The organism is Corallococcus exercitus, assembly GCF_003611585.1.
Classification (GTDB): domain Bacteria; phylum Myxococcota; class Myxococcia; order Myxococcales; family Myxococcaceae; genus Corallococcus; species Corallococcus exercitus.
Genome location: NZ_RAVW01000820.1, coordinates 1 through 898 on the forward strand (window position 1 = coordinate 1; position 898 = coordinate 898).

Sequence of the window (898 nt, forward strand, 5' to 3'; positions counted from 1 at the left end):
GCCACAGCCCGCCACCCACCGCCCAGAACCGGTGGCTGGCATTGGCCGCGAACACCGGCCGGTTTTCACAGACATCCACGCCCAGGAACTCCGGCCCCCGGCCCGGGGTGAACACCGCCACGCGCCCGCCCTGCCCCAGCAGCGTGACGTCCCCCTGCACCGCCCAGCGCAGCGACGGATCCAGCGCGCCCTGCATCACCGTGCGCCCGTCCTCGCGGCGGTACGCGCCGTCCGCGTGGTAGACGAAGCGCACCGTCCCGTCCTCCGCGCTCGCGTGCACCAGCACGCCGCGCGTCGTGAACTTCCGCTTCGCCGTCACCTGCCCGCGCACCGCCGACACCGGCGTGGCCGCCACCGTCGCGTTCGGCTGACACGTGGGGCACGAGGCCCGCGCATGCTCCAGGCCGCACGACGTGCACACCGTGAAGCGAAGCCCCTCCAGCACCGGCAGCGGGAACGCGCCGCGCCGGTCCTCCACGAACACCTGGTGGAACAGGTGCAGCAACTCATCCGGCAGCGAGGCCCGGGGCAGCGCGGGCTTCGGGTACTGCACGTCCGGGTGGAACACCGTGACGCGCTGGAGCAGCCGGCCCACCGCGTTCAGCCGGGCCCCCTGCGCCTTCGGCTTGTGGATGCCGCCCTGCGGCCCCACGCACAGCAGCGACTGCATCACGGTGACGGCGAAGGCATACCAATCACTCTCCACTGTCGCCGGCCGCGCGGGCGTCAGCGCCTGCGCGCCCGGGTCCAACCGCAGCGGGTCCAGGAACTTCTCCGTGAACACCGGGCAGACGTACGGACCGAACTGGAAGCTGTCCGCGTCGATGAAGTACGCGTCCGTGCCCACCGTCAGCACGTTCAGGTCGTTGAAGTCCCCCACCACCACGCCGACCGCGTG

The 898-nt window shown here is 72.2% G+C and carries 1 pseudogene; it reads right to left on the minus strand.

The annotated features are described in order from the left end of the window. Positions 1-898 (minus strand): annotated as a pseudogene (locus D7W79_RS42310) (hypothetical protein); the annotation flags it as partial.